This window comes from Neisseria sp. (genome assembly GCF_041804105.1).
Lineage (GTDB): Bacteria > Pseudomonadota > Gammaproteobacteria > Burkholderiales > Neisseriaceae > Neisseria.
On sequence record NZ_JBHCJY010000127.1, the window covers coordinates 1 to 3854 of the forward strand.

General features: G+C 58.5%; 3 protein-coding genes and 1 pseudogene. 2 read left to right on the top strand and 2 right to left on the bottom strand.

Annotated elements, in window-relative coordinates; translation table 11 throughout:
• Nucleotides 1-239: 239 nt before the first annotated feature.
• Entirely contained in the window at nucleotides 240-2042 is a 1803-nt protein-coding gene (gene recD / locus ACEYDX_RS10670; RefSeq protein WP_373741999.1) for an exodeoxyribonuclease V subunit alpha, read from the bottom strand.
• 223 nt (nucleotides 2043-2265) lie between these two features.
• Entirely contained in the window at nucleotides 2266-2490 is a 225-nt protein-coding gene (locus tag ACEYDX_RS10675) for a helix-turn-helix domain-containing protein (protein WP_373742000.1), read from the bottom strand.
• A gap of 214 nt (nucleotides 2491-2704) precedes the next feature.
• Here ACEYDX_RS10675 and ACEYDX_RS10680 point away from each other — a divergent pair, with 214 nt between their 5' ends.
• Nucleotides 2705-3478 (top strand): hypothetical protein, encoded by a 774-nt coding sequence (locus tag ACEYDX_RS10680; RefSeq protein ID WP_373742001.1) that lies wholly within the window; start codon nucleotides 2705-2707, stop codon nucleotides 3476-3478.
• Between the two features lie 14 nt (nucleotides 3479-3492).
• A pseudogene (locus tag ACEYDX_RS10685) lies at nucleotides 3493-3854 on the top strand (hypothetical protein); the annotation flags it as partial.

Below are 3854 nucleotides of genomic sequence, written 5' to 3' on the forward strand. Positions count from 1 at the left end.
GCAAAGACAACCCGCAGCAAACCGGTGCAGCCATCGACCGCGCACGGCAGGCCGCCATCACACCCGTGCAGCAGCAGTATCAGGCGGAAAACGGCAAAGGATACTGACCCGCCGTTGCACACGCGAAACCGCCGCGCAGCCGCATCACGTAAACAGGCCGTCTGAAAACCCGTTTCCGGATTTCAGACGGCCTTAAAGTTACCGCACCATCCAAAACGGCAACGGCACAAGCGGGCTGCCTATCCGCTTTTGTACCGCGGCGGGGCATCCCAAGCAGCATCCGCTTCCGCCAGCATTTCCTTGAGCGCGCTTCTGCGCGGACGGTCGTTGCGGACGGCGGTTTCGAGTTCGGCCTGCGTGCCCCAAAACACGAAACGTTCGCGGGCGCGGGTAACGGCGGTGTAAAACAGGGCGCGGTTCAGCCCTTGCGCGCCGTCGGCATCGGCCGTCGGTACCGACGGCGGCAGCAGCCACACTTCGCGGTATTCCGACCCCTGGCTTTTGTGCACGGTCATGGCAAACGCGGTTTCATGCCCGCCCAAACGGCTGAGCGGGATTTTGCGGAAACCGTCGGCGGCGGGGAAAAAGGCGGCGAGCGCGTGTCGGGCGTGGCCGTCGTGGTTCTGCCCGCTTTCGAGGCCGTCTGAAAAACGGTCGTGCAGCACGATGCCGATGTCGCCGTTAAACAGTTCCAATGCGTAATCGTTGCGCGTCATCATCACCACCTGCCCCGCAAACCATGCCGCGTCGCCCTTGATGCGGCCGTGCTGCTGCAACAGGCGGCGGTAGGCTTCGTTGAACGCGGCCGCATCGTCGCGCCATGCCGCCAGCACCACCGCATCGGCCTGCCGCCCGAACGCCAGCGCAATGTCGCCCGCATCGACGGCCTGCCAATAGTCGGCCTGTTTGGCATAAAACGCGGCGGCCTGCTGTTTGACACCTCCCTGTGCCACGGCCAATTCGTCGGGGAACGCGGCAAACTGCGCCCACGCCGTACCGCCGTCGCCTGCCGCCGCCGCGCGCGCAAGGCAGCCGATGCCGCTGTCGGGGCCGAAACGGTGGCTGACGGTCAGATGCGCCACGTTCCGCGCCAACGGCGGCGGGTTGTCCGACACCGCAAAACCGTGCCGCGGCACCATCTGTTGCAGAGACGAGGCCGTCTGAACGTCCAACACCGTCGGCTGCGACAATGCCGCCAACACCGCGCCCGCCCCCACCGACGGAAGCTGGTTTTCATCGCCCAGCAACACCACGCGGCAGCCCGTCGGCACGGCGCGCAGCAGTTGCAGCATCAGCGCGGTATCGAGCATCGAGGCTTCGTCCACCACCAGCACGTCCAACGGCAGCGGATTGGCGCGGTCGAACGCGCCCTGCATCTGCGGCGGACGCAGTTTCAGCAGCCGGTGGACGGTTTGCCCTTCGAGCCGCGACAGGCCGGCACGGACGGATTCGGGCATATCGAAACCGTCGAGCGCACGGTGCAGCGCGTGCGCCATATGCGAAGCCGCCTTGCCCGTGGACGCGGCCAGCGCGATGCGCGGCATGGCGGTGCCGTTGCTGCACACCAGCGCGAGCAGCTTCGCCACGGTGGTCGTTTTACCCGTTCCCGGCCCGCCGCTGATCAGCATGAAATTCTGCAGCAATGCCAACGCCGCCGCATCGCGCTGCCCTTCGCTGCCTGCGCCGGAAAACCAGTTTTCCAGATAAAAGGCCGTCTGAAACCAGTCCGGCGGCACACATTCCGCGCGTGCCAACCGCACGATTTCCGCAGCCAAATCGCGTTCCAGCCGCCACATCCGCCCCAAAAACAGCTTGCGCCCGCGCAATACCAGCGGCGTGCCGCCGTGCGCACCCGCCAATTCGGGCAACTCCGCCAGTTGCGCCGCTTCGCTGCGGTCGGTTTCGATAAAAGAATGCCCTTCTTCCAAAGCGGCGAACAGACGGCGCACCAGCGGCGCAACCGCCGGCGCCGCATCGGGCGCATGGCGGCGGAAAAATTCGGCGGCCGCATCAGCGGCAGGGAGCGTGGTTTGAACGGTCATGATAGGTATCGGTAAGGATGCGGTATTTTTACGGAGAGGCCGTCTGAAAAACCTGCGCTTTCAGACGGCCTTGCCAAACGGTTTTCCCGTTTGACGGAAATGGACGGGCAGATGCACTTCCCGCTTGTCGAACCTTTCCGTAACGGTATCGCATTATGTGGATGCGGCCTTCAACATCAAGGCCGTCTGAAAAGTGTTCAGACGGCCTTCATCTTAGCAATAATCAACCGATTTTTGTCAAATCCCGGATTAAAAGTTTTTCCAACGGCATATCCAGAGCATTGGCAATACGGCTCATCACATCGATGGTTACATTCCGCCCCCCGCGCTCCACTTCGCCGATATAAATCCGACTGACCCCCGCAAGATGGGCGAGCTCTTCTTGGGAGATTTCCTTCAAGCGTCTGATTTGCCGCACGTTTTGGGCAAAGATCAACCGATACATCATGGGATTGGGAAAGGTTTTTTTTTCATGGCGCGTAGTATCCGCGCGGCATCTTTCCACATCAATTCAACAAAATTATCTTATAGAAAATTATAGTTGCCATTTTGAAGCAATAAAACTAATACACAAGTTAGACACAATAAAACTAATATAAAAATGATGATTTTTGAAAATTCCGCACACCATTACAGAAGATTACAAAATCAAAGAGACAAACATGAAACCGACGACAACCTTCAAACGCAGCAAGGCGGTGCTGGGAATTTTCACATCCGTCATGCTCGCCGCCCAACCCCTTCAGGCAGCAATGACCGTCTTCGACCCGAGCAAATTCGCCCAAGACGCCGCAAACTGGGCACTGGACGCAGCCGACCGCGCACAACAGTTGGCCAACTGGGTTGCGCAACTGGACAACTGGAAACAGAATCTGGCCAATTACGTCCGCGGAAAACTGATGGATATTCCCGGCGTCAGGGAAGCCATCGAAAAACAATCGAAACAGCAGATGGACAAACTGTTTGCAGAGCGCAGAAAACAATGCGGCAACCTGAGCAATCCCACCTCCCAAACCTTCTGCCTGCGCGTGGTGGATTTGGAATCCGACAAATACAACATTCTGATGGATATGGATAAAAAAGTGGCCGAAGCCTACAGGCAGGTTAAGGCCAAACAGCAGGAACACGCCCGCGCCGACAGCAAAACCGGCGCAGGGCAGCAGCAGCGCATCGAGCAGGAAATCGGCATCATCTTCAACAGGCTGGATGCCGACATCAAACAGTACATGACCAACCTGCAAAGCAAAGAAGCCATGATCAAAGAATACCAGCGGGCACGGGTCATGCTCACCAAAAACCAGCTGACCGGCAGAAACCTCGGCAACAGCATCAAAAAAGGCTCGACCGCCGCCGTATTGCAGATGCAGTCTGCCGACTACCGGCAAAAAGCCAGAGAACGCCAAAACATCGGCCGCTCCATTTCCAACCGCTTCTAACCCGCATAACCGCCATGACCGATTTTCTGCTCTTTTCCAGCATCCGCGACTACATCTACGCACGGATTACCTATTTCACCGAATTCATCCTATCCGAAAACCTGACGCTCGCACTCACCGTGATTTTGAGCCTGCTCACACTTTGGGTTATGATTCAGGGCTTCCTGATCACCACGGGCCGCGTGCAGGAAGGTTTGAAAAACTTTCTCTTCAACATAGGCAAAGCCTACTTTATCGTCTCCCTCGCCCTCGGCGCTGCCGGCGGCGGCGCATTCGGAGTAAGAACCATGACCGAAACCCTTTCAGACGGCATCTCGCACATCATGACCGGCGATAGCGAAGTGGGCAAAAAATGCCTGATGCAGAACGCACAAAC